Origin of the sequence: Streptomyces bambusae (assembly GCF_020532645.1) — a bacterium.
Taxonomy (GTDB): domain Bacteria; phylum Actinomycetota; class Actinomycetes; order Streptomycetales; family Streptomycetaceae; genus Streptomyces; species Streptomyces bambusae.
This window is the reverse complement of the sequence record NZ_JAJAUZ010000126.1, coordinates 1-4,472: the sequence shown is the minus strand read 5'-3', so window position 1 is coordinate 4,472 and position 4,472 is coordinate 1. Positions and strand designations below refer to the sequence as shown.

Annotated in this window: 4 protein-coding genes; 3 read left to right on the top strand and 1 reads right to left on the bottom strand. The window is 72.7% G+C overall.

Going from position 1 to position 4,472, the window contains the following annotated elements:
- Positions 1–330: 330 nt before the first annotated feature.
- The 3 genes from LG634_RS37425 to proC all read left to right on the top strand — a co-directional run bounded on the left by LG634_RS37425 (position 331) and on the right by proC (position 2,849).
- Positions 331–1,170 carry an ABC transporter ATP-binding protein gene (locus tag LG634_RS37425; RefSeq protein ID WP_226740998.1) on the top strand — a complete coding sequence of 280 codons (840 nt, stop codon included), beginning with the start codon at positions 331–333 and terminating at the stop codon, positions 1,168–1,170.
- Positions 1,167–1,904 (top strand): ABC transporter permease, encoded by a 738-nt coding sequence (locus tag LG634_RS37420; RefSeq protein ID WP_226740996.1) that lies wholly within the window; start codon positions 1,167–1,169, stop codon positions 1,902–1,904. Before LG634_RS37425 ends, LG634_RS37420 begins: the two co-directional genes overlap by 4 nt.
- A 135-nt stretch (positions 1,905–2,039) precedes the next feature.
- On the top strand, positions 2,040–2,849 hold the full coding sequence (proC, locus tag LG634_RS37415; RefSeq protein ID WP_226740994.1) for a pyrroline-5-carboxylate reductase: 810 nt from the start codon (positions 2,040–2,042) through the stop codon (positions 2,847–2,849).
- Positions 2,850–2,924: 75 nt separating this feature from the next.
- Here proC and trpS read toward each other — a convergent pair whose 3' ends face one another.
- Positions 2,925–3,923 (bottom strand): tryptophan--tRNA ligase, encoded by a 999-nt coding sequence (trpS, locus tag LG634_RS37410; protein ID WP_226740993.1) that lies wholly within the window; start codon positions 3,921–3,923, stop codon positions 2,925–2,927.
- Between the last annotated feature and the right edge of the window lie 549 nt (positions 3,924–4,472).

Here is a 4,472-nt window from a genome sequence, read left to right as displayed (position 1 = left end):
CCCACCCCCCCCCCCCCCCCCCCCCCCGGCCCCCCCCCGGCGCCCCCCCCCCCCCCCCCCCCCCCCCCGGGCCGGGGGGCCCCCCCGGGGGGGGGGGGGGCCCCCCCAGTTCGGGAAGGGGCGGGTAGGGGAACAGCCCCGCAGGGTCCGGGGTGTGGGGGGCTCTGCCCCCGGGCCCCCGCGCCTCAAACGCCGGCGGGGCTGGAATCGGCCCGGCGGGACTGGAATCGGCCTGCCGAGTCCGGAAGGCACCCGCCGAGCCCGAAGCCACCCCGCCCAAGCCACCGCAACTCCTTGACCCCACCCCCACCCCACCCCATTATTCATCACATGGTGAATAACAGCGACGATGCCGCCGTCAAGGCCACCACCCTGACCGTCACCCGCACCGACACCCCCGTCCTCCACGCCATCGACTTCACCGTCCCCCGAGCCCGCATCACCGGCCTCCTCGGCCCCTCCGGCTCCGGCAAAACCACCCTCATGCGCGCCATCACCGGCACCCAGGCCAACACAAAAGGCACGCTCACCGTCCTTGGCCACCCCGCCGGCGCCCCCGCCCTCCGCCCCCGCATCGGCTACGTCACCCAGGCCCCCTCCGTCTACGACGACCTCACCGTCCGGCAGAACCTCGACTACTTCGCCGCCGTCCTCGACCCCGGCCGCGCCGCCGCCGAGCGCCGCCGCACCGCCGTCGCCCGGGCCCTGCACGACGTCGACCTCACCGACCGCGCCGGCGCCCTCGCCCGCAACCTCTCCGGCGGCCAGCGCAGCCGCGTCTCCCTCGCCGTCGCCCTCCTCGGCTCGCCCGACCTCCTCGTCCTCGACGAACCCACCGTCGGCCTCGACCCCGTCCTCCGCCGCGACCTCTGGAACCTCTTCCACCACCTCGCCGACAGCCGCGGCACCACCCTCCTCGTCTCCTCCCACGTCATGGACGAAGCCGAGCGCTGCCACCACCTCCTGCTCCTGCGCGAAGGCCGCATCCTCGCCGAGGACACCCCCGAAGCCCTCCGCACCCGCACCGGCTCCGCCACCGTCGAAGAGGCCTTCCTCCGCCTCGTAGAGGAAGGGGAAGACGAGAACCCCGACGACACCGCCGCCCACGCAGCCGCCCACACCGCCGCCCACACCGCCGCGGACGCGGCAGACCCCGGAGACCCGCGATGAACACGTCCCGCACCCTCGCCACCGCCGCCCGCGTCCTCCGCCAGCTCCGCCACGACCCCCGCTCCCTCGCGCTGATGCTCGTCGTGCCCGTCCTGATGCTGGTCCTGCTCCGCTACGTCTTCGACGGCAGCCCGCGCACCTTCAACAGCATCGGCGCCTCACTCCTCGGCATCTTCCCGCTGATCACGATGTTCCTGATCACCTCCATCGCGACCCTCCGCGAGCGCACCTCCGGCACCCTCGAACGCCTCCTCGCCATGCCCCTCGGCAAGGCCGACCTCATCGCCGGCTACGCCCTCGCCTTCGGCAGCCTCGCCGTCCTCCAGTCCGCCCTCGCCACCGGCACCGCCCTCTGGCTCCTCGGCCTCGACGTCATCGGCTCCCCCTGGCTGCTGCTCCTCGTCGCCCTGCTCGACGCCCTCCTCGGCACCGCCCTCGGCCTGTTCGTCTCCGCCTTCGCCGCCTCCGAGTTCCAGGCCGTCCAGTTCATGCCGGCCGTGATCTTCCCCCAGCTGCTCCTCTGCGGCCTGTTCGCACCCCGCGACACCATGCAGCCCGTACTCGAAGGCATCTCGAACGTCCTCCCCATGTCCTACGCCGTCGACGGCATGACCGAGGTCCTCACCCACCCCGACCTCACCGCCGCCTTCGTCCGCGACGCCCTCGTCGTCGCCGGCTGCGCCCTCCTGGTCCTCGGCCTCGGCGCCGCCACCCTCCGCCGCCGCACCCCCTGACCGGCCCGACCGCCCCTGACCGCCCCTCGGACACCCCCGCACCGGCCCCCGCACGGGTGCAAGGATGAAGGCGTACGCAGCACAGTCGACCCCGTCGGCAGCCGCCGGCCGGGGCCCCAGGCGAGGTGAGCCCGTATGACCCAGACAGTCGCCGTCCTCGGCACCGGCAAGATCGGCGAGGCCCTGCTCAGCGGGATGATCCGGGGCGGCTGGCCGGCCGCCAAGCTCCTCGTCACCGCCCGCCGCGCCGAACGCGCCGAAGAACTCCGCTCCCGCTACGGCGTCGAAGCCGTCAGCAACGCCGAGGCCGCCAAGCGCGCCGACACCCTCATCCTCACCGTCAAGCCGCAGGACATGGGCAAGCTCCTCGAAGAGCTCGCCCCGCACGTGCCCGCCGGCCGGCTCGTCATCAGCGGCGCCGCCGGTGTCCCGACCTCCTTCTTCGAGGAGCGGCTCGCCCCCGGCACCCCCGTCGTGCGCGTCATGACGAACACCCCCGCCCTCGTCGACGAGGCCATGTCCGTCATCTCCGCCGGCAGCCACGCCACCGCCGAACACCTCGCCCACACCGAGGAGATCTTCGGCGGCGTCGGCAAGACCCTCCGCGTCCCCGAGTCCCAGCAGGACGCCGCCACCGCCCTCTCCGGCTCCGGCCCCGCCTACTTCTACTTCCTCGTCGAGGCCATGACCGACGCCGGCATCCTCCTCGGCCTGCCCCGCGCCCAGGCCCACGACCTCATCGTGCAGGCCGCCATCGGCGCCGCCGTGATGCTCCGCGACAGCGGCGAACACCCGGTCAAGCTCCGCGAAGCCGTCACCTCCCCGGCCGGTACGACCATCAACGCCATCGTCGAACTCGAACGCCACGGCGTCCGCGCCGCCCTCATCGCCGCTCTCGAAGCCGCCCGCGACCGCAGCCGCGAACTGGCCACCGGCAACAGCTGACCGCCCGCCCCGCCCGCGGCCACGCACCACGGGCGGGACGCACGGCCCCTCACGACACCCCTTCCGTACGGTCCTTCAGGCCGCCGGCAGCAGCCCCATCGCCCCGTACGCGGCGTCCACCACCGGCCGCGCCAGCGCCCGGGCCCGCCCCGCACCCGCCCGCAGCACCGCGTCCAGCCGCCCCGGGTCGGCCGACAGCTCCGCATGCCGCTCCTGCACCGGCCGCAGCAGCTCGACCACCGCCTCCGCGGTGTCCTTCTTCAGCTCCCCGTACGAGCGGTACGTCTCCGCCAGCCGCGCCGGCTCCCCGTCCGTACAGGCCGCCAGGATGTCGAGCAGGTTGCTCACCCCCGGCTTGGCCGCCCGGTCGTACGCCACCTCGCCGTCGCTGTCGGTCACCGCCCGCATGATCTTCTTCCGGACGGTCCCCGGCTCGTCGAGCAGATAGACGACACCCCCCGGCGAGTCGTGCGACTTCCCCATCTTTCCCGTGGGGTCCTGGAGGTCCATCACCCGCGCCGCCACCTTCGGGTGCGTGGCCCGCGGCACGGTGAACGTGTGCCCGTACCGCTGGTTGAACCGCACCGCGATGTCCCGGGTCAGCTCCACGTGCTGCCGCTGGTCCTCACCCACCGGCACCTCGTCCGTCCCGTACGCGAGGATGTCCGCCGCCATCAGCACCGGATACGTCAGCAGCGACAGCCGCACGCTCTCCCCGGATGCCTGCGCCCGCACGGACTTCTCCTTGTACTGGATCATCCGACGCAGCTCGCCGTCCGTGGCCGTGCACTCCAACAGGTACGACAGCCGGGCGTGCTCGTCCACGTGGCTCTGCACGAACAGGGTGCAGAGGTCCGGGTCCAGCCCTGCGGCCAGCAGCAGCGTCGCCGCCTGCCGGCTGAGCCTGCGCACCCGTGCCGGTTCGTGCTCCACGGTCAGGGCATGCAGGTCGACCACGCAGAACACGGCCTCGGCCCGGCGCTGGTCGGTGGTGACCCACTGCCGGACGGCCCCGAGGTAGTTGCCCAGGGTCAGGTGCCCGGTCGGCTTGATCCCGCTGAAGATCCTCGTCATCTCGCTGTCTCTCCCTGTTGAGGGGCCCCGGTGGGGGCGGGTGGGACGGCCGCCGACCGGTGGCCGGGGCTCCCAGAGGGGAGATACGAGAACGGCCGCCGGGAGCGGCGGCCGTGAGCGCATGCGCGCGTTCGCGTGGAAGGGGGCCGCCGTCAGGCGGGCCACCAGCGAAGGCTGAGCGTGCGCGTGGTCATGGGGGCAAGGGTAGACCTGCGGGGTGGGGTCTGTCCGGAGGTTGACACGACCTGCCCCCATCCGTAGTGTTCTCCGAGTTGTCCGACGTGAGCGCCGACTCCGGTCGGTCCCCGGACAGCCATTCCGCAACAACCATTCGAACGTACGGCGTACTGCCGTCCCGTTTTCATGCGTATTTGCGAATGAAGGAATCCCTGCCCGCGAGGGTGGCCGCCGATTAGGTTCGGAGGTGCGGAATCCGCTAAGGTCTCACCGGTCGGAAGGGCTCAACAGCCCCGAAGACAAAGCCCGCTGACTGGGAGTCAGGCCCGAAAGGATCTGATAGAGTCGGAAACGCCGGAAGGGAAAGCGCGG